The organism is Antarctobacter jejuensis (assembly GCF_052266595.1).
GTDB lineage: Bacteria > Pseudomonadota > Alphaproteobacteria > Rhodobacterales > Rhodobacteraceae > Antarctobacter > Antarctobacter jejuensis.
Window position 1 is genome coordinate 68,578 of the sequence record NZ_JBQQXJ010000017.1, and the last position, 24,089, is coordinate 92,666.

Consider the following 24,089-nt stretch of genomic DNA (forward strand, 5'->3'; position numbering starts at 1 on the left):
GAACATGGGTCAACTGAGATTTTCACGACAGCGGCTGCTGGGAGGTGCGGCGGCGCTGGGATTGCTTGCCCTGTCCGTCATGCCGGGTGCGGCGGCCGAATACAATCAGGCGCCAATGTTCGACGCCTTGGTAGAGGCAGGGGACCTGCCCGACGTGGCAAGCCGGTTGCCGGAAACCCCGCTGGTGTTCGAAGTGGTCGACAGCATCGGGGAATACGGCGGGACCATGCGTCGTGCCATCCTTGGCGGCGGCGATCAGCACAACATCGTGCGCACCATCGGGCATGAAAACCTTGTGCGGTGGAGTGTCGACTGGACCGAGATCAAGCCGAACATCGCCGAAAGCTGGACGGTGTCGGATGATGCGACCACCTTCACCTTCAAGCTGCGCAAAGGCATGCGCTGGTCGGATGGCGCGCCGTTTACGGCGGAGGATATCCTGTTCTGGTACGAGGTCTTTTCCGACCCGCGCCTGACGCCGTCGAAACATCCGATCTATGTCGGCCCCGAAGGTCCGGTGGAGGTGACAGCGATCGACGATCACACGGTCGAGTTCAAGTTCGCAACTCCCAACGGCTTGTTCATTCCGAACATGGCCTATGGGTTCGGCTACTACCCGGTCAATTATCCCAAGCATTACCTCACCCAGTTCCACGCGGACTATAACCCTGACGGCATTCAGGCCCTGATCGACGCCGAACCTGCGGCGAACGACTGGATTTCGCTGTTCACGCTAAAGGCCGGGCACATGCATACGCCCGCATTCTGGCAGAACCCGGACCGGCCGACGCTGCATCCTTGGAAGCTGCAAAACGCCTATGGCTCGGCAGACCGCCTGGTGGCAGAGCGCAATCCTTACTTCTGGAAGGTGGATGCCGAGGGCAATCAATTGCCGTATCTCGACCGCATCACCTGGGACCAGGTCGAAGACCCCGAAACGATCCTGCTGAAGGCCTTCAACGGCGAGATCGACTACATGAACCGGCACCTCGGCCGTCCGGCCAACCGCGCGATCCTGACCGACAACATGGAGCGTGGAAAATACCGGTTCTTCGATACCAACGATCTGCCGTCCAACGGCGCGATCCTGATGCTGAATCTGAACAACCCCGACCCGGTCAAGAACGAGGTGGTGAACAACAAGGATTTCCGCGTCGGGCTGAGCCATGCGGTGAACCGCCAGGAAATCATTGACCTGATCTATTTCGGCTCTGGCCGGGCCGCGCAGACCGCGCCACAGCCGGTGTCGCCCCTGTACAACGAACGCATGGCCAAGCAGTTCACCGAATACGATCCCGATCTGGCCAATGAATACCTCGACAAGGTTCTACCGGAGAAGGATTCCGAAGGGTTCCGCCTTGGTCCGGATGGAGAGCGCTTTTCGCTGGTCTTCATGGTCGCCGACGTTTTTGGCGCCCAGTTCCCCGATGTCATGGAACTTGTCGCGATCCATGCGGCGGACGTGGGCCTCGATTTCCAGATCCGTATGAGCGACCGCGCGCGTCTGCAAGAACTGGCCTCGGCTGCGCAGCATGACGCGTATATCTGGAACTGCGCGGGCGGGCAGTCGGATGCCTATACCTCGCCCGAATGCTACCTGCCATTCGGCACGGCGGTGTTCTGGGCGCCGGAATGGGCGCGCTGGGGCGTTGACCCCGACACGGGAATCGAACCGCCAGAGGCCGTCAAGGCCCTGTTCACTCAGTACGATCTGGTCAAGGCCGCGCCCAATGCCGAGGTGCGCAAATCGGAAATGGAAGCGTTGCTGGAACTGTCCGCCGACCAATTCCTGACCGTCGGATTGGTACAGAGCGATCCGGCCTTCGGGGTTGCGCGGAACAACGTGCGTAATGTCCCTGATCCGCTGCCGATCTCCGGGCAGCTTTGGTATCCGTCTCCCTACGTCAGCCAGATGTACTACGAAGGCGGCCAATCTCTCCCGTAGGCGCGCCTTTGGATCGGCCCGGCTTTCCTCCCTGTCCGGGCCGATCTCTCTTGCTGACACATCACCGCCGGACCCGGCGACCCTTTTCCCAAAAATCAAAGGACGAGAGATGACCGGTTTCATCTGTCGCCGACTGCTGTACATGGTCCCCACGGTCCTGATGGTGTCGGTTGTCACCTTTCTCATCATCCAGCTTCCGCCAGGTGACTACCTGGATACGCTGGCTGCCGAACTCAGCGATTCAGGCGGGTTGGACGCCGGAACGATGGAGGCTTTGAGGGCTCAATACGGGCTGGGCCAGCCTTTCTATGTCCAATACTGGAAGTGGATCACGGGCATTCTGCTGGAGGGAGATTTCGGCCTGTCCTTCGAAAAGAACCTGCCCGTTGCGGACCTGATCTGGGATCGGCTGGGCTGGACCTTCGCGATCTCTCTGTTCACGCTGCTGTTCATCTGGGCGGTTGCGCTGCCGATCGGCATCTATTCCGCCGTGCGCAAGTATTCGTTCGGCGACTACGTGGCGACCTTCTTTGGCTTCATCGGGCTGGCCGTGCCGAATTTCCTGCTGGCACTGGTCATGATGTACGTGGCCTTCAAGTACTTCGGCCAGTCGGTCGGCGGGCTGGTCAGCCCCGAGTACCTTGATCAGCCGTGGTCCTGGGCCAAGGTGATGGACCTGCTGGCCCATATCTGGATGCCGATCGTCGTGGTCGGAACCTCTGGCGCGGCGGCCTTGATCCGCATCATGCGCGCCAATCTTCTCGACGAATTGTACCGCCCCTATGTCGTCACCGCCCGGGCCAAGGGCATGTCCGAGTTCCAGCTCTTGATACGGTACCCGGTGCGGGTCGCGCTGAACCCCTTCATTTCGACAATCGGATGGATCCTGCCGTCGCTGGTATCGGGTGAGATCATCGTGGCCGTGGTCATGAATCTGCCCACCACCGGGCCGATGCTGCTGCGGGCGCTTCTGGTGCAGGACATGTATCTTGCCGGATCACTGATCCTGATCGTCAGCCTGCTGACGGTGTTGGGCACGCTGATTTCCGACCTCCTGCTGGCATGGATCGACCCAAGGATCAGATACCAATGACAGATAGCACAATCTTGATACCAACCGAGCCGCGGACGGACGAGCAATCTGCAGAGGCGGGCGTGTTCATGCCCGAACTGCTGGGCCCCTGGGCGCTGATGTGGCGCAAGTTCCGGCGGCATCGGGCGGCCTATTTCAGCCTGTGGGTGGTCGGTTTCATCTATGCCATGGCGCTGTTCGGAGAGTTCCTGGCAACCACGGACATTCAGGAAACTAATCGCCGCGCACCCTTTGCGCCGCCCATGTCCGTTCACCTGATGGTCGACAGGGAAGATGGATCGCGCGGCTTTCTGCTGCATGCCAAGGGTTTGAAGCTGACCGTCGACCCGGTCGAACGGCGCCGCACCTTTGTCGAGGATCCGGACAAGGTGATCCCGCTGGGATTTTTCGTCAAAGGGTTCGAGTACAAACTGCTTGGCCTCATCCCGATGGATCGCCACTTCTTTGGCCCGGTGAACCCGCGCGACAGGGTCTATTTCTGGGGGGCGGACCGACTGGGCCGCGATATTTTCAGCCGGATCGTCATGGGCACGCGGATTTCCATGTCCATCGGTCTTGTGGGCGTGGCGGTGTCCCTGATCGTGGGCGTCAGCCTGGGCGGGATTTCCGGCTATTACGGCGGCTGGGTGGACAACGCGATTCAGCGCCTGATCGAATTCCTGCGCTCAATTCCCACAATTCCGCTGTGGATGGGGCTGGCCGCCGCGATCCCCTTGGACTGGCCACCGCTGCGGACCTATTTCGTGGTGACAATCATCGTCTCGATGATCGGCTGGACCAGCCTTGCCCGCGAGGTCCGCGGCAAGTTCCTGTCCCTCCGAGGAGAGGATTTCATAACCGCCGCGCGGCTCGACGGGTTGAACGACTGGGAGGTGATCCGGCGGCACATGGTGCCCAGCTTTGCCAGCCATATCATCGCCTCGCTGACACTGGCCGTGCCACTGATGATCCTGGCCGAAACCTCGCTGTCCTTCCTCGGGATCGGGTTGCAACCGCCGATCGTGTCCTGGGGCACGCTGCTGAAAGAGGCGCAGAACATCCGCACCATCATACAGGCGCCCTGGCTCTTGATTGCACCCGGTTCGGTCATCGTGGCCGCGGTGCTGGCACTCAACTTTCTCGGGGATGGACTTCGCGATGCCGCAGACCCACATGCACACTGAACCGCTGATCGAGATCCGCGGGCTCAAGACCCACTTCTTTACCGACGACGGGGTGGTGAAAGCCGTCGAAGGCGTCGACCTGGACATCTTTGCCAATCGCACGCTCTGTATCCTTGGGGAATCCGGGTGTGGCAAGTCGATCATGGCGCGCTCGATCTTGCGTATCGTTGATGCGCCGGGGCGCATCGTTGACGGCGCAATCACCTATCGCGGGGCTCACGGGCAGACCGTGGACCTTGCCAAGGTCCGACACGGTTCGCGACAACTGCGCGACATTCGCGGTCAGGATATCGCGATGATCTTCCAGGAGCCGATGTCGTCGCTCGGGCCGATCCAGAAGATTGGCAAGCAGATCTCCGAGACGATCCTGCTGCACCGCAAGGTCAGCAAGGCCGAGGCAAAGGAGATCGCGATAGACCTCTTGCATCGCGTGGGCATCCCGCGCCCTGCGGAACGGTACGAAAGCTATCCGTTCGAGCTGTCGGGCGGAATGCGCCAGCGGGCGATGATCGCCATGGCGTTGTCCTGCCAGCCGCGTCTGTTGATCGCGGATGAGCCGACCACCGCGCTCGACGTGACGACCCAGGCGCAGATCCTCGACCTGATCGCGGAACTGAAGGAAGAGTTCCGCATGGGCGTCATGCTGATCACCCATGACCTGGGCGTGGTGGCCGAAGTGGCCGAAGATGTCGCCGTCATGTACATGGGCAAGGTGGTGGAAAAGGGCGACGTTTACTCCATCTTCGAAAGCCCCCAACACCCGTATACGCAGGCGCTTTTGGCCTCGGTTCCGCGCATGGGCATGGGGCGTCGCGACCGCCTGCCGGCCATCCGGGGTATGGTGCCGCATCCGCTTGCGCGCCCGTCCGGCTGCACGTTCCGCACCCGTTGTGACCGTTTCATGCCGGGCATCTGCGATAAATCAGAGCCGCCACTGGTTGTGATCGGTTCAAGCTGCGCGGCCTGTTTTCTGCATATGAAGGAGGCGGGGCATGTCTGAGTCAATCATGGAAGTTCGCAACCTCGACATGCATTTCCCCTCTGGCGGTGGGCTGCGCAAATCCGGGACCGCAATTCGTGCGGTTGACAACGTATCCTTTGACGTAAAGCGCGGCGAAACCTTCGGCATCGTGGGGGAAAGCGGCTCTGGCAAGACCACCCTGGGGCGCTGCCTGATGAGGATCCTTGATCCCACCGGTGGATCGGTGCGGTTTTCCGGTCAGGGCAAGGCGGCCGTCGAGTTGACCGAAGCTGACCGCAAGGCGTTGCGCGACATCTGGCGCGATATCCGAATGGTGTTTCAGGATCCGCAGTCTTCCCTGAACCCGCGCCTGCGCGTGATCGACCTGATCGGTCAGAGCCTGCGCAAGTTCGAGGGTCAAAGCAGGCAGGCGTTGGCAGAGCGGGTGTCCGAACTGCTGGAACAGGTGGGCCTGCGAAAAGAATTCCTGCAACGCTATCCCAACGCCTTCTCTGGAGGGCAACGTCAACGTCTTGGCATCGCGCGGGCCCTTGCGACGCGGCCTGAACTGATCATCGCGGATGAGGCCGTTTCCGCGTTGGATGTCTCCATCCAGGCGCAGACCTTGAACCTGTTGATGGACTTGCAGGAAGAGTTTTCGCTGACCTATATCTTCATCGCCCATGATCTGGCGGTGGTAGAGCATTTCTGTGATCGAATTGCCGTGATGTACCGGGGCAAGATCGTGGAACTGGCCAGCACCGAAGACCTGTTCCGCGCGCCGAAACATCCCTACACGCGCGCACTGTTGGCGTCCGTGCCAGTTCCCGACCCTCGGGCGCGGCAGCCCCGGCGAAAAGAGAGCCCCGAGGGCGAGGCTGGCTCGACCTTCACAGGCTGCCAATTTGCCCCGCGTTGCCCCCATGCAACCGCGCTATGCCAGAACTCAGTCCCGACCGTGAAGCGGATTGATGGGTCGGATGTGCTGTGCCACTTCGCGGGAGAGATATGAATTTCAGATGCGGACGTTGGCGCAGGTATCTGATTGCCATGCCGCGGCGCCATCATAGCAATTATTTCTCGAAAGAGACCGGAGCCTAACCGGGGCCAGACCGTCCTCAACATGAAGTTGATACGCATCCTCAACCAGACCGAGCCTGACATTTATAACTCTGACATGACCTCTGTTCTATGAGGATCGATGTAGACCCCCTTTGGCGCGCCGACGTTGTCGGGGGTAGTCACATCATCAGAGCCCGGTTAACGCTCCGGATTGCTCACGTGGTCTGCCCAAGCATTGGCATAGGCTTGCATGGAGGACAAACGCGGGTCGTCGGTTGGAGATATGCTGACACCATCGGCCACGATCGGGGTGTCCTGGCAGGTGACAAGCGCCGCGCCCTGGCTGGTGCCCGTGGCCCCCTTTGAGGCGATCACCGTGGAGTTTGTGGCCACCGCGAGCATGCGAAGTATCAACGGATTGGCCGCGAACGGCCCTTCTACGATGACCACCCCATGATGGCCGGTGTTTTGCAGGCACCGCGCGATGACAAGCGCGAGGTATAGTGCAACCGCCGTGCCGCGCAGGGCGGTGCCGACATCAGGTTCCGGGCCGACCCAGTGGGCGATGTGTCCGCGAAAAGGGCCGGTCTCCGGGACCAGCGCGGGCAGCAACATGCGTTGGTCCCGGAGAATAGCATCCAGCGCCGCCTCATCCGGATCGGGATAACGGCCCTGTGTCGCCAGATCGTGTTCGCGCCCGCCCATGAAACGGGCCGAAGGCACAGGATCGCCAAGCGCGTTGACGTTGATCAGCACGTCCTGTTCCGGGTCGAGCGTGACGCTTTTGCCGCCGACCGTCATCGCGACAACCCATGTTCCGGTGGACACCACGCTGCATGGCAGCTTGTTGCCAAGAATATGTGGCAGCAGCGATGCGTTGGAATCGTGGATGCCGCAATAGACCGGTGTATCCGTGGGCAACCCTGTTTGTGCGGCGACTTCAGGCAGGATGGCGCCCAGAATGTCGCTCGACTTTCGGGCGGGCGCAATCTTGTCCCTTATGCACAGGGTGTCGACAAGCGAGGAAAAGCAGCGGCGGTGCGGGTTCCAGAGATCCGTGTGGCACCCCAGTGAGGTCACGTCGGTCGCTGCGACCCCGGTCAGGCGATGCCCCCAGTATTGCGGATAGGTCACGATCTGATGTGTGCGAGTGGTCAGTTCAGGACAGGTTTTGAACTGCCAGAAAAGCTGCGCCCCGATATTGAGCCCCATGCGCAACCTTGGTGAGCCCGTCTCGGAAAAAGGCGGGCGGATCGCGTCATAGTCGGCGGCCAGAGCGTCCGGGCCGAAGTGTTCATAATCCAGGATTGGCGCCGCCAGCGTGCCGTCCCGTGCCAGCAACGCAGCGCAGGCGCCATGCGTGGTGATCGAAATCGCATGAACGCCGTGCTGCGCGTGGAAGTCCCGCAAACCGTCCAGCAGAAAGGCCCAATGTCCTTCGGTGTCGAAATGGGGCCACGGAGGGCCGGAAACCACCCGGTTCGGACGGGTGATGACCGCGATTTCCGAAAGGTCCGACACATCGACCAGCGCCAGCTTGGCATTGGTCTTACCGATGTCGATGACGGCGACATGACCTTTATTCATGGCATGTGAAAGACGCACGCGAGGTCCGTCACAACGGGTGAATTGTCCGGGTTGGTTTCCATGATATCGGCCATGTGGGCCCACCACTTCTGCATGATTTCTGTTCCCGGCAGCGCGACCATGCCGTGATCCTCAGACCGCCAGAGCACACCGAAGAGCAGCCCGGTCTCACGGTCGAGGTGGATCGAGTAATCCGAGACTCCGGCCTCTTTGAGGAGAGTCACCAGTTCGGGCCAGATCTCGTCATGGCGTTTGCGGTATTCGGCCTCACAGCCCGGGTTTAGCCGCATTTTGAAGGCGTATTTTTCCATCACCGTGCCTTCCACATCCACCAAAGACGCGGCAGGGCAATGACACCGATCAGCAGCGCGCCGATGACGATGGACATGACGATGCCCGGCACGTTCAGCAGGCCCAGCCCGAACGTCACCAGCCCCATGACAAAGGCGGCGATCACCACGCCGGGGATCGTACCCGAGCCACCCAGGATATTGACGCCGCCCAGCACCACCATCGTCACGATCTCCAACTCCCAGCCGAAGGCGATGGAGGGTCGCGTCGATCCAAGCCGCGAGGTCAGGCAGATAGCCGCAATGCCCGACATCAGACCGGTTAGAAGGAAGAGGATGAATTTGACCCGCCCGACACGGATGCCAGAGAACAGGGAGGCTGTTGGATTGTTGCCAATCGCATAGACGGCTCGCCCGAAGTTGGTCTTGTGCAGAAGCACGGCGTAGATCACCGCGAGCAGCGCGAACAGCACCAATTCGAATGTGATGACCCAGAACACATACCCCTGCCCGAAGTAAGCGAAATCGGAGGGGTATCCGTTGTAGACCTGATCGCCCAGTACGATGTAACTGATGCCGCGAAACAGGCTCATGGTTCCGATGGTGACCACGATCGACGGCAGCCCCAAACCGGTGACGAGAAACCCGTTGATCGCCCCGCAGATCAGGCCGGTTCCAAGCCCGATCAGGACCAGCACGTGCGTGCCGAACCCGAACTCGGCTGCCGCCCCCATGGCGGTCGAGGCAAGGGCGATGATGGCCGCGACGGACAGATCGATCTCGCCGGAGATGATCAGCAGCGCCATGGCGAAGGCGACCATCGCCTTTTCGGTGAAATTGAAGGACGCGTCGCTCAGGTTCCAGGCGTCGAGGAAATAGGGCGACGCAAAGCTGTTGGCGACGAAGATGGCGATAGCCACCAGCATCAGCAGGCTCTCCCAGCTTTTGAGGGCCCTCTCGAACGGGGATCGCAGCCTGTCGGGAATGTCACGGCCCGGGGTAATCTGGCCTGATGCGACTTGATCTGTGCTGGTCATACCGCGTGCTCCGCTGATTTGAGGATGATCCGCCCCTTGGTCCGCGAGGCACGGGAGTTCACGGCTACGGCGATGATGATGGCCGCCCCCGAAATGGCCAATTGCCAGAAGGGGGAAACATCTATTACGGGCAGAGCGTTCTTGATGACCCCCAGAAACAGCGCACCCAGAAGCGCCCCGCCAACAGTGCCGATGCCCCCCGCGATAGAGATGCCGCCGATCACGCAGGCCGCAACCACGTCCAGTTCGAACCCGCTTGCGATGTCCACATAAGAGACGGCATAGCGCGACACCCAAAGGTATCCGGTCAATCCTGCCAGTGCGCCGGACAGGGTGAAGGCCCAGAACTGGGTGCGGCCCACGCTGATCCCGGTATAGGTTGCGGCATGAGGGTTCCCGCCCACGGCATAGGCCGCGCGGCCCAGCGACGTACGCGTCATCATGATGGAAAACACGATCACGGCAAGGATCGCGATCCAGCTCAGGACAGGCAGGCCAAGGATTTCAGCGCGCGGAAAAGCCTTGAACGCGGGGCTCATCTCGTGGCTGTTGACCCATTTCCCGTCGGAAATCAGAAAGATGATCCCGCGAAAGATCGTCATGGTGCCCAGTGTCACGACAATGGGTGGAATACCCAGTTTCCAGACCAGCAGGCCGTTTGTCATGCCCATGAGGGCGCCAAGCGAAATGGCAACAACCAGGATCACGGCAACCGGAACGCCAGGGAAAGAGACGTTGATCATCGCGACGACCATGCCGGTCAGCGCGAGGTTGGCAGCCACCGAAAGATCGATGCACTTGGTGAGGATCACGATCATTTGCCCGACGGCCAACAAGATCAGCGGGGAGGTGTCGTTAAACACATCCGCCAGGTTTGATGGGGCGACAAACCCCGGAAAACGCGACGCGATCGCGGCCAACAGCACCGTGATTGCCACAAGAAGAAGGGTTTCGCGTGAGGAGAGAAGTCGTTGGAACATGACAGGTCCTCAGATGCCGGCCGCGTGGCGGACGAGAGTTTCGGGGGTCAGGTCGTCGCCTGCCAGCTCGGCAGCTATCCGGCCCTCGCGCATGACGATAACCCGGTCGGACATGCCAAGGATCTCGGGGATTTCCGAGCTGACCATGATTACGGCAAGACCCTGTGCGGCCAGTTCGGCCATGAATTCATGCACTGCTGCTTTTGATCCGATGTCGATGCCTTTGGTCGGCTCATCGAGGATGATGACCTTGGGCTGGGTCGCCAGCCATTTCGCAATCACCACCTTCTGCTGGTTGCCGCCGGACAGGTTGCCGACCTCGGTATCCAAAGAGGCCGCGCGCAGGTCCAGCCGCCGCGTGTATTCGCGCGCGAGGCTGAACTCCTCTGCCATTCGCAGGAACCCCTTGTGCGACGTGCGAGCCAGGGAAGGCAGGGTGACGTTCTGAAAGATCGGCAGAGCGGTGATCGCCCCTTGCTTACCGCGATCCTCGGGGACGTAGACAACACCGTTCCCGATGGCATCGGCCGGAGAACGAATGATCCTGATGGACCCGTCGATCTTGGTCACGCCCTTGGACGGCCTGGTGATGCCAAACAAGGCCTGCATGAATTCCGACCGGCCCGCCCCGACCAGCCCGTAAAAGCCAAGGATCTCGCCGCGCCGCAGGGTAAAGCCGATATCTGCAAATTCGGTCGGGTGTTCGTAGCCGACAACCTGAAGAACTTCGTCGCCAAGATGGCTTTCGCGTTGCGGAAAGACCTGAGACACATCGCGGCCGACCATCATCTTGACCAGTTCGGCCTCTGTCACGTCAGAGATCATCCCGTCTCCCACGAATTGCCCGTCGCGGAAAACGGTGTAGCGGTCGGCGATGCGTAAGATTTCGTCGAACTTGTGGCTGATGAACAGGATCGCCTTGCCCTGCGCCTTCAGCGTTTCGACCAGTTCAAAAAGCTCCTGGATTTCCTTGTGCGACAGGGCTGCCGTGGGTTCGTCCATGATGACGACACGCGCGTCAATCGACAGGGCGCGGGCAATGGCGACCAGATGCTTGTTTGCGATGCCCAGATCGCGCAGCCGGTGGGTCGGGTCGATTTCTGCGCCGATGCTGGTCAGGATTTCCGTCGCCCGCCTCTGCATCGTCTTCCAGTCGATCAGGCCGAATTTGCCGCGTGGGGCGTGTCCCAGAAAGATGTTCTCCGCCACCGAAAGCTCATCGAACAGGACCGTTTCCTGATGGATCGCGGTGATCCCGGCGTCGGCCGCGTGTTGTGCCGAGGGAAATCGTGTCGCCGTGCCATCCACAAGAATTTCGCCGCCGTCGGGTTGATAAATGCCGGTCAGCGTCTTCACCACGGTGGACTTGCCGGCACCGTTTTCCCCGACGAGGGCCGTGACCTGTCCGGGAAAGAGGCGAAGCGATACCCCGTCCAGCGCCTTGACCCCCGGAAAGGTCTTGGTGATCCCGTCAAGCGCAAGGATGGGGGCCGTCTGGGTGACGGCTTCTGTCTGGATTTGCATGAGCATGTCGGCAATCTGTTTGGGGACTCCGGCGCAGTGCACGCCGGAGCCGAGGAACGGGAAGTCAGACGATCAGAAAATCGATTTGAATTCGTCGATGTTCGAGCTGTCGTAGACGAAGGGGTCTGCCATCGCGCCTTCGTTGTTTTCGTCCAGCGTGACAGAGCCCATGCGCCCCATCGGGATCTCTGCACCGGGTTCTGCAGTGGCTTCACCCGTCGCCAACGCATGGGCGATCATGGTCGCGGAATACCCCAGATCAATAGGGTTCCAGATGGCAAAGCTCTTCGAGGCGCCGCTGTCGATGGCCCCGGCCATCTCGGACGGCAGGCCAAGGCCGGTGACGTTGACTTCGCCCACTTTGCCCGCATCCACGACGGCCTGTGCGGCGGCCACGATGCCGACGCTGGTCGGCGCGATGATGGCGTCGAGGTCGGGGTACTTCTGCATCAGGCCCTGTGCCTCGCGATAGGATTTGTCGGCCAGATCGTCGCCATAGACGGTCGCCACCACTTCGATGCCAGGATAGTTGCCCATGACCTTTTCCATCTCGGAGATCCAGATGTTCTGGTTGGTCGAGGTGGTGGTTGCCGATAGCAAGGCGACTTCGCCACCATCCGGCAGATGATCGGCGGCCAGCTTGATGATCATGTTGCCGATCAGCGGGTTAGACGAGGGGTTGAGATGCATCTGACGGCCTTCGGGGGCCACGCCAGAGTCCCACGAAATCACGGTGATCCCACGCTGCATGGCCTTTTTCAGGGCCGGCACCAGCGCGTCCGTGTCATTGGACGATACCGCGATTGCGTCAACACGTTGAGCGATCAGGGCATTGATGACTTCGATCTGTTCTTCGGCGGTGGTGCCGGTCGGGCCGGTATAGATGATGTCGACGCCGCCCAGTTCGGCGGCGGCTTCCTCGGCGCCTTTGTGTGCGGCTTCGAAAAAGCCGATGCCCAGAGCCTTGACCACAAGCGCGATGCGCATGTTGTCCTGCGCCATTGCGCTGGTGCCCATGAGGCTGGCGGCCAGGCTGGCCCCGGCGAGAAGCTTGGTAAAGTTGCGACGGATCATGGTTTCCTCCCTAAGATCACGTTTCCAATCAAGGACGGCTATGTGGCCGTCTCTCCTTCTTTCTGAACAGCACCCGACTGGGCGACGATCAGCGTTACCTCGGCCGCTTCGAGCATGGCAGCGGCCTTGTCAGGGATCCCCTCGTCGGTGATCACCGTGTCGATGCGGTCGAGCGGGCAGAGAACGAGGCTGGACCGATTTTCGAATTTCGAACTGTCGACCAGAACTACCAGTTCGTCGGCCTGGCCGATCAGCTTTTGTTCGGCCTGGATGAGCAGCGGATCTGCTTCCATCAATCCGATCGAGCCCAGGCCCTGTGCGCCCATGAACATGCGGCGGGCATAGAAGTTGCGCGTCACGTCGTTGTCGAAAGGGGACAGGATGATGTTCTGCTCGCGGTAGATCACCCCGCCCGAAAGCATGACCGTATTCTTCGAGTGCTTCAGCAGGTGCTCCGCAATCGGGAACGAATTGGTGAAGACCTGACACCGGCGCGAGGCCAGAGGATGAACCATCTGAAAGGTGGTGGTGCCGCCGTTGATGATGATCGAGTCGCCATCCGAGCACAGGTCTACTGCCGCACGGGCAATCGCCTGTTTTTCGCGGCTGTGCATGGTTTCACTGACCGAAAAGGGACGCCCGGCCAGCCCGACGAATTGCGGAGGGGCGATGGCTTCTGCTCCGCCGCGCACCCGACGCAACTTCTTCTGGGCATCAAGTGCCGCAATGTCGCGGCGGATCGTAGCCTCTGATGCGTCAGTCAGGTTGCACAGATCGACAACGGTCACGACCGGTCTGTCCTGAACGGCAGATAGAATGATCCTGTGACGCTCTTTTTCGTGCATTTGTGCCTCCCTTGATCAGGACACTGTCCAGATTCGATCTTTCTGTCAATCACAAATCGTCAAAAACAATCATGCTGCGATGCAGAATGATTGAGTGTGATTGTTTATGATTGACATTGTGCCGCGCAGCGCCCAGTTTCGCCGCAACATTTCATCGCGGGCGCAGGTCGCCATATGGGAGGACGCCATGTTGAAAACCAATGAAAATCAATGTCTTGAAAATCGTTGGAACGACGAAGACGTGCAGGGCATGAAAGAGTCGGAGTTGCTGCTGTATCGGTCCAACATCCTGGGATCGGACAAGAGGGTGACCAACTACGGCGGCGGCAACACCTCGGCCAAGGTCATGGAAACCGACCCTTTGACCGGCGAAGAGGTCGAAGTGCTGTGGGTCAAGGGCTCGGGCGGGGATATCGGCTCTATCAAGATGGACGGTTTCGCCACGCTTTACATGGACAAGCTGAACGCGCTGAAGGGGCTGTATCGTGGCGTGGAGTTCGAAGATGAAATGGTCGGCTACCTGCCGCATTGCACCTTTCAGCTGAATCCTCGTGCGGCGTCTATCGACACGCCGCTGCATGCCTATGTGCCGCGCAAGCATGTGGACCATGTGCACGCCGATGCGATTATCGCGATTGCCGCTTCGAAAAACTCCAAGGTGCTGACGCAGGAGATCTTTGGCGACAAGATCGGCTGGCTGCCGTGGAAACGTCCGGGGTTCGAACTGGGCCTCTGGTTGGAAAAATTCTGTCTTGAGAACCCCGATGCAGACGGTGTCGTGCTGGAAAGCCACGGGTTGTTTACCTGGGGCGATACAGCGAAGTCGTGCTATGACATGACGATCGATGTGATCAACACCGCCACCCAGTGGCTGGCTGAGAAAACCGAGAATGTTCCGGCCTTTGGCGGTGCCCGCCATGCAAGCCTGCCGCCCGCGCAAAGGAACGCTGTCGCCGCGCGACTTATGCCCGCGATCCGTGGGTTCGTGTCCGGCAACCAGCACATGGTCGGACATTTCAATGACAGCGATGCAGTCCTGGAGTTCGTAAATGCCCGGGATATGGCGCCGTTGGCGGCGCTCGGCACCTCTTGTCCCGACCACTTCCTGCGCACCAAGATCCGTCCGCTGGTGGTCAATTTCGACCCCGCCAAGGGGAACCTCGACGAGGTTCTGGACGGTCTGCCCGAACAGATCTCCGCTTATCGCGACGACTACAAGGCCTACTACGACCGCTGCAAACATGCCGATAGCCCGGCACTGCGCGACCCCAACGCGGTGGTCTATCTCGTCCCCGGTGTCGGCATGATCACCTTTGCCAAGGACAAGGCGACGGCGCGAATTTCGGGCGAATTCTACGTCAACGCGATCAACGTGATGCGCGGGGCCTCGTCGGTGAGCGAATATACGGGCCTGCCCGAGCAGGAGGCCTTTGACATCGAATACTGGCTCCTCGAAGAGGCCAAGCTGTCGCGGATGCCGAAACCGAAATCCCTGGCGGGTCGCGTAGCGCTTATCACCGGAGGGGCAGGGGGCATCGGCGCCGCAACCGCGGAACGGTACCTGGCTGAAGGCGCCTGCGTGATGCTGGCCGATATTGCAGAGGACGGCCTGAAGGCGACACGTGACAACATGGCCCAACGCTACGGCAGTGATGTCGTGCGCACGGTTGTGATGAACGTCACCGACGAGACCGCTGTTGCCCGGGCTTATGCCGAAATGTCCGTGGAGTTTGGAGGCATCGATATTCTGGTGTCCAATGCCGGCATCGCATCTTCGGCCCCGGTCGAGGAAACCTCGCTGGCCCTGTGGAACAAGAACATGGAAATCCTGTCGACCGGGTATTTCCTTGTCTCACGCGAAGCGTTCAAGGTGATGCGCGTGCAGGATATTGGGGGCTCGATCGTCTTTGTCGCCTCCAAGAATGGTCTTGCCGCCAGCCCGAACGCCTCGGCCTATTGCACGGCCAAAGCGTCAGAGATCCACCTCGCGCGTTGCCTGGCACTGGAAGGGGCCGAAGCTGGCATTCGGGTGAACGTTGTGAACCCCGATGCCGTTCTGCGCGGGTCGAAAATCTGGGAAGGCGAATGGCTGGAACAGCGCGCCGGGACATATGGAACCGACAAGGGCGGGCTGGAAGAGATGTATCGCAAGCGGTCACTGCTCAAACGGTCTGTCCTGCCAGAGGATATCGCTGAAGCAGCGTATTTCTTTGCCGCGGAAACCTCATCCAAGTCGACCGGCAACATTCTCAACGTCGATGCCGGCAACGTGCAGGCCTTTACCCGCTGACACCGGGGCGGGCAGCAATGCCCGCCTTGCCGAAGGGAGGAAAACCATGAGCCAATACGACAGCGCCAAGGCGCAATTCGCCGATTGGGGTGTCGATACCGAAGCCGCGATCGAAGCCCTCAAGACCATCCCGATTTCCATGCATTGCTGGCAGGGTGATGACGTGGTGGGGTTTGAAAAGTCATCCGGGACCTCGGGTGGAGGTATCCAGGCAACCGGCAATCACCCGGGACGGGCGCGCACCCCGGATGAACTGCGCGCCGATCTGGACTTCGCCTATGCCAATATCCCTGGCAGTCACAGGCTGAACCTGCATGCCATCTACATGGACACGGACGAAACACCGGGCCGCGATGAAATCGAATTCCGGCATTTCGCGCCGTGGGTCGACTGGGCGCGGAACGCCGGGGTTGCGTTGGATTTCAACCCGACCTTCTTTGCCCACGTCAATGCAGACGACAACCTGACGCTTGCGCACCCTGACAAGGGTATCCGCGATTTCTGGATCGAGCACGGCCGCCGCTGCCGGGACATCGCGGCCCAGATGGGCGCCGCCCAAAGAACCCCTTGTATCAACAACATCTGGGTGCCGGACGGGTTCAAGGACACGCCTGTCGACCGCATGGCCGCGCGTACCCGGCTGGAGGCGTCGCTGGATGAGATGCTTGCCCCGGATCAGGACCCGGCGCAGATGCGAGACGCGGTCGAAAGCAAGCTTTTCGGGATCGGGGTCGAGGCCTGTACCGTCGGCAGCCATGAATTCTACCTTGGCTATGCCAGCCGGAAGGGCACTCTGCTGTGCCTCGACATGGGGCACTTTCACCCGACAGAAAACATTGCCGACAAGCTGTCGGCCTGTGCGCTGTCGCTTGATGAACTGTTGCTGCATGTCTCGCGTCCGATGCGCTGGGACAGCGACCATGTGATCCTGCTGAACGACGACATTCAGGCCATGGCCAATGAACTGGTCAGCAGCGATCTTCTGGGCCGCACGCATATCGGGCTGGATTTCTTTGACGCCACCATCAGCCGCACGGCGGCCTGGGTGATCGGCACACGGAACATGCAAAAGGCGCTGTTGCGGTCCTTGCTGCTTCCCTTGGGCCAGTTGAAAGCCGCCGAGAATGCTTTGGACTTCACCACCCGTTTCGTGGTGACGGAAGAATTCAAGGACATGCCATTCGGCGCGGTCTGGGACGAGTTCTGTGCCCGGATGGAGGTGCCCACCGGCCAGAGCTTGATCGGAGAATTGGACAAGTATCAAGCTGCGGTTGCCGGGCGTGGATGACTGATTTTGGACAGGGCGGTGCCGCTGCTCGCCCAGCCCTTGATACCAAAGCGCATGGCATCGACCGGATTCGGACACAGGGGAGGTTTTTGTCCCATACCAAGCCAAGGTTCTTGGATCGGGAACCTCATCATACGTGGTCGGCGTGACGGCCGGGGTGCCGTTTCGCAGACGTCTGCTGCACAAAGAGGATCTGCCTTACCCCAGTTCCAGCGACGCGACCGCCTGCAGGGAGGCCCCTGTTTCGGGAGCCTCACCGCAATACATGCGTGCGGTGCCAAAGCTTTCGGTGAAACCGTTTCCGCGCAGCATGTCCTGAAACCCCGCCGAGGTGTCGGGGATGTCGATGATGGTCATCGTCTCGCCGAGGGCGGCGGCGGCCCGACAGGCAAGTTTCATTGCGGCGGTGGCATCGGGCGCAACGATGGGTCCGATCTTGCAGCCTTCGCGACACCGTCGCGCAGTGGCAAAGCCGATCAACTCCCCTGCCGCGTGACACAGGACGGTCTTTCGAGTTGGCGTCTCTCGCACCCAATCCTCCAAAAAACGCACCCGTTTGACGCCGTTCGCAGCGGCGTCGAGGCGTACCAGTGCCGCAACGTCGTCTGGTCCGGCAAGCGGCAGAATGTGCGGCTCCTCCGGTATCTGGCCGATGAAACGCCGGGTGCGGCCCGCAAGAACGAAGCCGGATCTGGCGTAGTTTTCTTCTTGCGCGGCGACACCATCGAGACCCACGGTGCGGTCCCTGGCGTGCGCCATTGCGTGTTTCCACAAGCCAAACCCGATGCCACGTCCGCGATTTTCCGGGCGGCACAGGTATAGCCCAAGGAAGGCAAAGACTTCGGAATGGTTGACGACAGAGATGCCGGCAGCGGGCTTGCCGTCAATGTCGGCCACGAAGAACCCGCCCGGGTCAGCGGCAAAAAAGGCCGCTGCGTCGTCCAGTCCGGGATTCCAGCCTTCCTCTGCCGCCCAGTCGACCAACAGCCCGACCTCCGCCAGAGTTGCGGTGCGATAGGTGACCGGACTCATCGTTTTAGCGCTTCCCTTAGAGAGGTGGCCGGTTGAACGAGGTTGCGAAGGTCGAGAGAGGCCACGAGATCCAGCAAATGGCTCTTCATGAATTGTTCCGCCGCCTCCGCGTCGTGCTTTTCCAAGGCGTCGAGGAGGGCGTGATGCGCCTGCGTCTCGCACAAGGCGGCGCGCCGCCGCCAATACAGCGCGATGATGAGCGACGACCGTGAAATCAGTTCGGAGATAAAGGACTGGATCGTGGTCTGATCCGCGATGCGCGCGATTTCGAGATGAAATTGCCCGGACAGGAACAGGGCGCGACCGTTCTCGCCTGCGTCGAGGGCGGCGTGTTCCTGTTCGATATTCTCGTGCAGCAGGGCGAGATCTGCCTGCGTTATGCGCTCTGCGGCGGAATGTGCGGTGCGGGGTTCCAGCAGGGCGCGCGCCTCGAAGACTTCGCGCGCCTCGCGCACCGATGGCTGGGCGACAAAGGCACCGCGATTGCGCTTCAATTCGACAAGGCGGCGATGGGATAGCGCAAGAAGCGCGGCCCGGACGATGGTGCGGCTGATGCCATAGGCCTCGGCCAGTTCATCCTCACCCAGTTTTGTCCCGGGGGGCAGCCGGTGTTCATGGATCGCGTGTTCCAGATCCGCTGCAACCGTTTCACTTGACCAAGGCTTGTTGAGACTGTTCATGCCGCTCCGCCGCTACTCATCACACTGCATCTTCGCGATTCGACCTCACGGGGCAAGGCGCCCGGTCAAATGACGATTGCATTCTGTATTGTATACAAAATTGCACCCGAATTTGTGCACAGACACGCCGCGCTTGCACAAAATTTGGACGCAGAGTGTTTTTGGGGGGTCGCAGAGCAGAAATCCCTGACCCTACACCGAAAGTTGCTCTCAACCTGACCTCGTCAAATCGATGAGGGCTGGATGCGCACAGGATATGATCTGGAACTGGTTCACGTGACCAAGCGCTATGGCAACACCGTTGCCGTGCGGGACCTGAATCACGTTTTTGCGCCGGGCAGTTATGTTTGCCTGCTTGGGCCGTCGGGCTGCGGTAAATCCTCGACCCTGCGCATGATCGCCGGGCACGAAGAGGTGTCCGAGGGCTCGATCCTGCTGGACGGGCACGACGTGGTCGATCTGCCCCCGGCACAGCGGGGCACGGCGATGATGTTCCAGAATTACGCCCTGTTTCCGCATCTGTCCGTGCGCGACAACGTAGCCTTTTCCCTGCGCATGAAGGGCGTGGACAAGGCCGCGCGCCACAAGAAGGCCGACCAGTTGCTGGAACTGGTCGACATGACCCACCTGGCGGACCGCCTGCCCGCGCAACTGTCGGGCGGTCAGCAGCAGCGCGTGGCGCTGGCCCGCGCATTGGTGACGCAGCCCAAGGTGCTGTTGCTGGACGAACCCCTGTCCGCGCTTGATCCGTTTCTGCGCATCCGGATGCGCGCCGAATTGAAAAAGCTGCAACGCGAACTGGGCATTACCTTTATCCACGTCACCCACGGGCAAGACGAGGCGCTGGCGCTGGCCGATGAGATCGTAGTGATGAACGACGCCGTGATCGAACAGGCAGGCCCCGCGCGCGAGGTCTGGGCGAGGCCCACGACGGAATTCGTCGCGCGTTTCATCGGTGGCCACAACGTGATCGGCCTGGACGGGGGCAAGGCCACCGTGCGCGCGGACGCTGTGACCCTCGCAGAGCAGGGCGTCCCCGCCACCGTCACCGCCGTCGAATACCAGGGCGCGTCGGTCGCGGTCACGGCGATGACAGAGGCAGGTGACGAGGTGCTCGCGCTGTTGCCCGAACACCAGTTCTTCAGCTCACCGAAAACCCCCGGCGATGCCGTCAGGCTCGACTGGGACGAGGGGCGGCTGCACCGCCTCCGGGCCTGAGCGGCCACACCGTCAACGATCCTACAGAACAGCTACAACAGAGAGGACTGATCCAATGGCAAAACCCAAGGTAGGCTATTCCCGCCGTTCGTTCCTGAAGACCGGCAGCGCCGCGATGGCCGCGTCGGCACTGCCTGCGCCGATGCTCTGGGCGCAGGACACCAAGGACATCGTGCTGCGCCAGTTCGGCACCGGCGTGTCGAACCTGAACGACGTGGCCAACAAGGTGAAAGAAGACCTCGGCTTCACTCTGGAAATGACCGCGCTGGATTCCGATAGCGTGACACAGCGCGCCGCGACTCAGCCGGACAGCTTTGACATCGCCGACATCGAATACTGGATCTGCAAGAAGGTCTGGCCGACCGGCAACCTGCAGGCGATGGATACCTCGAAGATCGCCAACTACGAAAAGATCGTCGGCATTTTCCGCGATGGCAAGCTGACGCCCGAGTCGGTCATTGCCCAGGGAACCGCGCCGCATACCGTGGGTTTTGTCGACGGTCCCGGCGGCACCAGTTTTGCCGATAGTGAAACCGGCTGGATGACACTGATCCCGACGATCTACAACGCCGACACGCTGGGCATCCGCCCCGACCTGATCGGCCGCCCGATCGAGACCTGGGCCGAGCTGCTCAACCCGGAATTCAAGGGCAAGGCCTCTATCCTCGACATTTCCTCCATCGGCATCATGGACATGGCCATGGTCTGCGAGGCGATGGGCGAAATCCAATACGGCGACAAGGGCAACATGACCCGCGACGAGATCGACAAGACCATGGCGATCTTCACCGAGGCCAAGCAGAACGGCCAGTTTCGCGCCTTCTGGAAAACCTTCGACGAAAGCGTGAACCTGATGGCCTCGGGCGAAGTGGTGATCCAGTCCATGTGGTCGCCCGCCATCACGGCTGTCAAATCGCGCGGCATTCCATGTGTCTATCAGCCGTTGAAAGAGGGTTATCGCAGCTGGGGCGGCGGTATTGGCCTGTCGTCCTCTCTGTCGGGCATGGAGCTGGACGCGGCCTATGAATACATCAACTGGTACCTCTCCGGCTGGGTCGGCGGCTACCTGATGCGCCAAGGCTATTACTCGGCCGTGCCGGAAACCTCGAAGGACTTCATGACCGAGAACGAGTGGGGCTACTGGTTCGAAGGCAAGGAAGCCACCGATATCATCACGTCGCCCTCGGGCGACAAGCTGGCCGAGGCAGGCGAGATGCGCGACGGCGGATCCTTCTACGACCGCATGGGGTCAGTCGCCTGCTGGAACGCCGTGATGGACGAGAACCAGTACATGGTTCGCAAGTGGAACGAGTTCATCGCCGCGTGAGGAACTGCGGGGAAGGTTTCGTCTCACTGGCGTGAGGCGACCTGCGGGGGCTCTGCCCCCGCACCCCCGAGGTATTTTCAAACCAAAGAAGAAAGGGGCGCCGATTTATCGAATGGCGACACACATCCTGAAAAACAGGCATTTATCGGGCTGGTTGCAGGCGGCGCCGCTGACGGCGGTCTTGCTGGCCTTCCTGGTCTTGCCGATCGTGATGATCGTGATCGTCAGCTTCTGGGGCGCGACCGAATTCTCGATCTATCCGGCGTTTCTCTGGGACAATTATGAATTCCTCTTTTCGTCGCCGGTGACCTACAAAGTGTTCTGGGCGACGTTCAAATATGCCTTCATCACCTGGGCACTGACCCTGTCCATCGGCTTCACGGTGGCGTATTTTCTGGCCTTCCATGTGCGCAGCCTGACGGTGCAGATCGCGCTTTTTCTTATCTGCACGATCCCGTTCTGGACGTCGAACATCATCCGCATGATTTCCTGGATTCCGTTCCTGGGGCGCAATGGCATCGCAAACCAGACCTTGATCAGCTGGGGCGTGATCGATGAGCCGCTGGAGTGGCTCCTGTATTCCGATTTCTCGGTCATCCTCGCCTTTGTGCACCTTTACACCCTGTTCATGGTGGTGCCGATCTTCAACACCATGATGCGGATCGACAAATCCCTGCTGGAGGCGGCGCGCGACAACGGGGCGAATGGGTTTCAGACGCTGGTCCACGTGATCCTGCCCCTGACCAAGCCGGGCATCATGATCGGGACGATTTTCGTGGTGACGCTGGTGATGGGTGATTTCATCACCGTGCGCTTCATGAGTGGATCACAGCGCGCAAACGTGGGGCGGCTGATTTCCAACGATATTTCGTTGCTGCAATACCCGTCCGCGGCGGCGACAGCCGTCGTGCTGCTGTGCACCGTACTGATCGTGATCGCGATCCTCTTGCGCTTCGTCAACATCCGCAAGGAGCTTTGACATGGAACGTCGCCCCCGCTCGTTCTACGTGCTTGCCGCCTTTTTCGGGCTGTTCGTGCTGTTCCTCTATGGCCCGATCCTGACCATCGGCATCCTCAGCTTTCAGGGCCCCAAGGGTGGTCTGACCTTTCCGATGAACGGGGTGTCCCTGCATTGGTTCCGCGACCTGTTCCAGGAACAGGCCGTCGGCGATATCTGGGGCGCGTTCCGGCGCAGCTTTGGCCTTGGCCTGATGGTCATGGTGACAACAGTGGTTGTCTCGGTCATGGCGGGGCTTGCGTTTCGCAAGCGGTTCGCAGGGTCGGCGATCCTGTTCTACGCGGCCATCACCTCGCTTGTGATCCCGTCGATCCTCGTATCGCTGGGCGTTGGCCTGATCTTCAACCAGCTGGGGCTGAAGGTGCATTGGGCGACATCGGGGTTCGGGTCACAACTGACGTGGACGTTGCCCTTTGGCCTGCTGATCATGTTCGCCGTCTTCAACCGTTTCGACAAAAGTTATGAAGAGGCGGCGCGCGACCAGGGGGCAACCGCCTGGCAGACGATCCGTCACGTGGTGCTGCCGATCATCGCGCCGTCGCTGATCGGGGTCGCTTTGTTCGGGTTCACGCTGTCCTACGACGAATTTGCCAGGACGCTGATGACGGCGGGCAGCTACAACACGCTGCCGCTGGAGATCTTCGGCATGACGACCAATGTCACGACGCCTGTGATCTATGCGCTGGGGACGCTGACCACGTTGTTTTCCTTTGCCATCATCGCCGTGTTCATCCTGAGCGCGGTCATCCTGAACAAGCGCCGCCTGCGCCGTGGGTCCGATGCGGGCAAGGGCGTATGAAGATCGCCTATATCAACCCGAATGCCAGCGCGGGCATGACGGAGAACATCGTTGCCGCCGCACGAAGGTCACTGCCGGAAGCGGATATTTTCGGGCTGACCAACCTGTCAGGGCCGGACGCAATCCAAGGCGAGGAAGACGGGCGCGCCGCGCTCCCGGGTCTTCTGGCCCTGGTGCCTGTGGCGCGGGCGCAGGGGGCGGATGCGATCGTGATCGCCTGTTTCGACGACACCGGTCTTGCTGAGGCACAGGCGATTGCCGGTTGCCCGGTTCTTGGAATTGGTCAGTCCAGTTTCGTGATGGCGCAGTTGATGGGGCGTAAATTCTCGGTCGTCACCTCGTTGCCTGTTTCGATCCCGGTGATCGAGGACAACATCCGACAGCAGGGCTTTTCCGGCCTATGTGCCTCTGTCCGTGCCAGCGGCCTGCCGGTCCTGTCTATCGACAGGGGCGGCCCCGACATCATCGACCGGATCGCAGAGGAAATCGAGATGGCCCGCCGCGAGGATGACGCCGCCTGTGCCATTCTCGGCTGTGCCGGCATGGCCCCGTTAAAAGACGCGCTCGCCGCCAGGTTTGAATTCGCGATCATCGAGGGCATTGACGCATCGGCGCAGCTTGCCCGTGCCGTGACGAGGGTGACAAGCAGCGCCCACAAGGCCAAATAAGCGAACCGGGAACCCCGAACGGGTGAACCAGCGGAGCGCTCCTTCTTCCTCGGTCGATCGCGCAGAAGCTTGCCGTAATGCGCGTTGGCAAACCTGTTCCATGGTCTCAATTGACAGAAAATTGCCACGTCTCTACGTTTCCGTGCCACGCAGCGCGCAAACGAAATGGGCGGTCCAGTTTGGAAAACGTGGCATCGGATCCCGATGA

Annotated in this window: 21 protein-coding genes; 12 read left to right on the forward strand and 9 right to left on the reverse strand. The window is 60.7% G+C overall.

Annotated elements, in window-relative coordinates:
- The first annotated feature begins 4 nt into the window (after positions 1–4).
- From ACTXGA_RS20085 to ACTXGA_RS20105, 5 genes are all read left to right on the forward strand, one after another.
- A complete protein-coding gene (locus tag ACTXGA_RS20085; protein WP_443396416.1) occupies positions 5–1,945 on the forward strand; it encodes an ABC transporter substrate-binding protein in 1,941 nt (646 codons plus the stop codon).
- A gap of 109 nt (positions 1,946–2,054) precedes the next feature.
- Positions 2,055–3,038, forward strand: coding sequence for an ABC transporter permease (locus ACTXGA_RS20090; protein ID WP_443396417.1), 984 nt, complete (start codon positions 2,055–2,057; stop codon positions 3,036–3,038).
- Positions 3,035–4,201 (forward strand): ABC transporter permease, encoded by a 1,167-nt coding sequence (locus ACTXGA_RS20095; RefSeq protein WP_443396418.1) that lies wholly within the window; start codon positions 3,035–3,037, stop codon positions 4,199–4,201. Before ACTXGA_RS20090 ends, ACTXGA_RS20095 begins: the two co-directional genes overlap by 4 nt.
- Positions 4,191–5,201 carry an ABC transporter ATP-binding protein gene (locus ACTXGA_RS20100; RefSeq protein WP_443396420.1) on the forward strand — a complete coding sequence of 337 codons (1,011 nt, stop codon included), beginning with the start codon at positions 4,191–4,193 and terminating at the stop codon, positions 5,199–5,201. Before ACTXGA_RS20095 ends, ACTXGA_RS20100 begins: the two co-directional genes overlap by 11 nt.
- The gene (locus ACTXGA_RS20105) at positions 5,194–6,174 is read left to right on the forward strand and encodes an ABC transporter ATP-binding protein (protein WP_443396421.1); all 981 of its coding nucleotides are present in this window, start codon (positions 5,194–5,196) and stop codon (positions 6,172–6,174) included. The genes ACTXGA_RS20100 and ACTXGA_RS20105 overlap by 8 nt, the downstream gene beginning before the upstream one ends.
- Before the next feature lie 248 nt (positions 6,175–6,422).
- Here ACTXGA_RS20105 and ACTXGA_RS20110 read toward each other — a convergent pair whose 3' ends face one another.
- From ACTXGA_RS20110 to ACTXGA_RS20140, 7 genes are all read right to left on the reverse strand, one after another.
- Complete coding sequence (locus ACTXGA_RS20110) at positions 6,423–7,811, reverse strand: FGGY-family carbohydrate kinase (protein ID WP_443396422.1); 1,389 nt, start codon at positions 7,809–7,811, stop codon at positions 6,423–6,425.
- The gene (gene rhaM / locus ACTXGA_RS20115) at positions 7,808–8,122 is read right to left on the reverse strand and encodes an L-rhamnose mutarotase (protein ID WP_443396423.1); all 315 of its coding nucleotides are present in this window, start codon (positions 8,120–8,122) and stop codon (positions 7,808–7,810) included. The genes ACTXGA_RS20110 and rhaM overlap by 4 nt, the downstream gene beginning before the upstream one ends.
- Positions 8,122–9,138 (reverse strand): ABC transporter permease, encoded by a 1,017-nt coding sequence (locus tag ACTXGA_RS20120; protein WP_443396424.1) that lies wholly within the window; start codon positions 9,136–9,138, stop codon positions 8,122–8,124. The genes rhaM and ACTXGA_RS20120 overlap by 1 nt, the downstream gene beginning before the upstream one ends.
- The gene (locus tag ACTXGA_RS20125) at positions 9,135–10,118 is read right to left on the reverse strand and encodes an ABC transporter permease (RefSeq protein ID WP_443396426.1); all 984 of its coding nucleotides are present in this window, start codon (positions 10,116–10,118) and stop codon (positions 9,135–9,137) included. Before ACTXGA_RS20125 ends, ACTXGA_RS20120 begins: the two co-directional genes overlap by 4 nt.
- 9 nt (positions 10,119–10,127) lie before the next feature.
- A complete protein-coding gene (locus ACTXGA_RS20130; RefSeq protein WP_443396427.1) occupies positions 10,128–11,648 on the reverse strand; it encodes a sugar ABC transporter ATP-binding protein in 1,521 nt (506 codons plus the stop codon).
- A 66-nt stretch (positions 11,649–11,714) separates the two neighbouring features.
- Positions 11,715–12,716, reverse strand: a complete 1,002-nt coding sequence (gene rhaS, locus ACTXGA_RS20135; RefSeq protein ID WP_443396428.1) for a rhamnose ABC transporter substrate-binding protein — start codon at positions 12,714–12,716, stop codon at positions 11,715–11,717.
- Between the two features lie 38 nt (positions 12,717–12,754).
- Positions 12,755–13,561 (reverse strand): DeoR/GlpR family DNA-binding transcription regulator, encoded by an 807-nt coding sequence (locus ACTXGA_RS20140; RefSeq protein ID WP_443396430.1) that lies wholly within the window; start codon positions 13,559–13,561, stop codon positions 12,755–12,757.
- A 187-nt stretch (positions 13,562–13,748) separates the two neighbouring features.
- Between ACTXGA_RS20140 and ACTXGA_RS20145 the strand changes: the two genes are divergently transcribed.
- Both ACTXGA_RS20145 and ACTXGA_RS20150 read left to right on the forward strand, forming a co-directional pair.
- On the forward strand, positions 13,749–15,851 hold the full coding sequence (locus ACTXGA_RS20145) for a bifunctional rhamnulose-1-phosphate aldolase/short-chain dehydrogenase (RefSeq protein WP_443396431.1): 2,103 nt from the start codon (positions 13,749–13,751) through the stop codon (positions 15,849–15,851).
- Between the two features lie 46 nt (positions 15,852–15,897).
- Positions 15,898–17,139: an L-rhamnose isomerase gene (locus ACTXGA_RS20150; protein ID WP_443396433.1), complete on the forward strand. Its 1,242-nt coding sequence runs from the start codon at positions 15,898–15,900 to the stop codon at positions 17,137–17,139.
- Positions 17,140–17,337: 198 nt separating this feature from the next.
- Here ACTXGA_RS20150 and ACTXGA_RS20155 read toward each other — a convergent pair whose 3' ends face one another.
- Together ACTXGA_RS20155 and ACTXGA_RS20160 are read right to left on the reverse strand one after the other, a co-directional pair.
- Complete coding sequence (locus ACTXGA_RS20155; protein ID WP_443396434.1) at positions 17,338–18,171, reverse strand: GNAT family N-acetyltransferase; 834 nt, start codon at positions 18,169–18,171, stop codon at positions 17,338–17,340.
- Complete coding sequence (locus tag ACTXGA_RS20160; RefSeq protein WP_443396435.1) at positions 18,168–18,851, reverse strand: GntR family transcriptional regulator; 684 nt, start codon at positions 18,849–18,851, stop codon at positions 18,168–18,170. Before ACTXGA_RS20160 ends, ACTXGA_RS20155 begins: the two co-directional genes overlap by 4 nt.
- A 243-nt stretch (positions 18,852–19,094) precedes the next feature.
- Here ACTXGA_RS20160 and ACTXGA_RS20165 point away from each other — a divergent pair, with 243 nt between their 5' ends.
- The 5 genes from ACTXGA_RS20165 (at position 19,095) to ACTXGA_RS20185 (ending at position 23,881) form a co-directional block, all read left to right on the forward strand.
- Complete coding sequence (locus ACTXGA_RS20165) at positions 19,095–20,069, forward strand: ABC transporter ATP-binding protein (protein WP_443396436.1); 975 nt, start codon at positions 19,095–19,097, stop codon at positions 20,067–20,069.
- A 55-nt stretch (positions 20,070–20,124) separates the two neighbouring features.
- Positions 20,125–21,396, forward strand: a complete 1,272-nt coding sequence (locus ACTXGA_RS20170; protein WP_443396437.1) for an ABC transporter substrate-binding protein — start codon at positions 20,125–20,127, stop codon at positions 21,394–21,396.
- 112 nt (positions 21,397–21,508) lie between these two features.
- Positions 21,509–22,375, forward strand: coding sequence for an ABC transporter permease (locus tag ACTXGA_RS20175; RefSeq protein WP_443396438.1), 867 nt, complete (start codon positions 21,509–21,511; stop codon positions 22,373–22,375).
- A 1-nt stretch (position 22,376) separates the two neighbouring features.
- Positions 22,377–23,213 carry an ABC transporter permease gene (locus ACTXGA_RS20180; protein ID WP_443396439.1) on the forward strand — a complete coding sequence of 279 codons (837 nt, stop codon included), beginning with the start codon at positions 22,377–22,379 and terminating at the stop codon, positions 23,211–23,213.
- A complete protein-coding gene (locus ACTXGA_RS20185) occupies positions 23,210–23,881 on the forward strand; it encodes an aspartate/glutamate racemase family protein (RefSeq protein ID WP_443396441.1) in 672 nt (223 codons plus the stop codon). The genes ACTXGA_RS20180 and ACTXGA_RS20185 overlap by 4 nt, the downstream gene beginning before the upstream one ends.
- The last annotated feature ends 208 nt before the right edge of the window (positions 23,882–24,089 follow it).

Bases quoted from the DNA above. Each gene is read 5' to 3' on its own strand.
- ACTXGA_RS20090 (WP_443396417.1), top strand. From the start codon at position 2,055: ATGACCGGTTTCATCTGTCGCCGACTGCTGTACATGGTCCCCACGGTC.
- rhaM (WP_443396423.1), bottom strand. From the start codon at position 8,122: ATGGAAAAATACGCCTTCAAAATGCGGCTAAACCCGGGCTGTGAGGCC.
- ACTXGA_RS20170 (WP_443396437.1), top strand. From the start codon at position 20,125: ATGGCAAAACCCAAGGTAGGCTATTCCCGCCGTTCGTTCCTGAAGACC.
- ACTXGA_RS20105 (WP_443396421.1), top strand. From the start codon at position 5,194: ATGTCTGAGTCAATCATGGAAGTTCGCAACCTCGACATGCATTTCCCC.
- ACTXGA_RS20175 (WP_443396438.1), top strand. From the start codon at position 21,509: ATGGCGACACACATCCTGAAAAACAGGCATTTATCGGGCTGGTTGCAG.
- rhaS (WP_443396428.1), bottom strand. From the start codon at position 12,716: ATGATCCGTCGCAACTTTACCAAGCTTCTCGCCGGGGCCAGCCTGGCC.
- ACTXGA_RS20140 (WP_443396430.1), bottom strand. From the start codon at position 13,561: ATGCACGAAAAAGAGCGTCACAGGATCATTCTATCTGCCGTTCAGGAC.
- ACTXGA_RS20165 (WP_443396436.1), top strand. From the start codon at position 19,095: ATGCGCACAGGATATGATCTGGAACTGGTTCACGTGACCAAGCGCTAT.
- ACTXGA_RS20180 (WP_443396439.1), top strand. From the start codon at position 22,377: ATGGAACGTCGCCCCCGCTCGTTCTACGTGCTTGCCGCCTTTTTCGGG.
- ACTXGA_RS20100 (WP_443396420.1), top strand. From the start codon at position 4,191: ATGCACACTGAACCGCTGATCGAGATCCGCGGGCTCAAGACCCACTTC.
- ACTXGA_RS20160 (WP_443396435.1), bottom strand. From the start codon at position 18,851: ATGAACAGTCTCAACAAGCCTTGGTCAAGTGAAACGGTTGCAGCGGAT.
- ACTXGA_RS20155 (WP_443396434.1), bottom strand. From the start codon at position 18,171: ATGAGTCCGGTCACCTATCGCACCGCAACTCTGGCGGAGGTCGGGCTG.
- ACTXGA_RS20130 (WP_443396427.1), bottom strand. From the start codon at position 11,648: ATGCTCATGCAAATCCAGACAGAAGCCGTCACCCAGACGGCCCCCATC.
- ACTXGA_RS20085 (WP_443396416.1), top strand. From the start codon at position 5: ATGGGTCAACTGAGATTTTCACGACAGCGGCTGCTGGGAGGTGCGGCG.
- ACTXGA_RS20120 (WP_443396424.1), bottom strand. From the start codon at position 9,138: ATGACCAGCACAGATCAAGTCGCATCAGGCCAGATTACCCCGGGCCGT.
- ACTXGA_RS20110 (WP_443396422.1), bottom strand. From the start codon at position 7,811: ATGAATAAAGGTCATGTCGCCGTCATCGACATCGGTAAGACCAATGCC.
- ACTXGA_RS20185 (WP_443396441.1), top strand. From the start codon at position 23,210: ATGAAGATCGCCTATATCAACCCGAATGCCAGCGCGGGCATGACGGAG.
- ACTXGA_RS20125 (WP_443396426.1), bottom strand. From the start codon at position 10,118: ATGTTCCAACGACTTCTCTCCTCACGCGAAACCCTTCTTCTTGTGGCA.
- ACTXGA_RS20095 (WP_443396418.1), top strand. From the start codon at position 3,035: ATGACAGATAGCACAATCTTGATACCAACCGAGCCGCGGACGGACGAG.
- ACTXGA_RS20150 (WP_443396433.1), top strand. From the start codon at position 15,898: ATGAGCCAATACGACAGCGCCAAGGCGCAATTCGCCGATTGGGGTGTC.
- ACTXGA_RS20145 (WP_443396431.1), top strand. From the start codon at position 13,749: ATGTTGAAAACCAATGAAAATCAATGTCTTGAAAATCGTTGGAACGAC.